Below are 329 nucleotides of genomic sequence, written 5' to 3' on the forward strand. Positions count from 1 at the left end.
TCGATGCTGCCAGCAGGCATCGCCGCGCCCGTCTCATCCACGACGAGTAGCTCGATACCGGGCGCGATGCGGCCTGCGGAAGCGAGCCGCTCGATCGATGCATTGGCGTGATCCGCCTTGTCGAGTGTCGAGACGGGCTGCAGGCACTCGGTGGATCCGTAGACCTGTACGAAGATATTGCCGAAGCGCTCCTGCAAGGGTTTGAGCTTTGCCGGACTCATCGGCGCCGCTCCGTAGTGCACCGTGCGCAGCGATGAAAGATCGTGCTCGAGCGCCTCGGGCATGTCGAGCAGGCGATAGAGCAGTGTCGGCACGAGCATGGCCATCGT

Annotated in this window: 1 protein-coding gene; it reads right to left on the reverse strand. The window is 63.5% G+C overall.

What is annotated here, in order from left to right; genetic code table 11:
• Nucleotides 1–314, reverse strand: a 314-nt coding sequence (locus SB772_RS39680) for an AMP-binding protein (RefSeq protein WP_410838477.1), incomplete at its 3' end; no start/stop codon positions are given.
• Nucleotides 315–329: the final 15 nt, after the last annotated feature.

The sequence above is a fragment of the Paraburkholderia sp. SIMBA_030 genome, assembly GCF_046535245.1.
GTDB lineage: Bacteria > Pseudomonadota > Gammaproteobacteria > Burkholderiales > Burkholderiaceae > Paraburkholderia.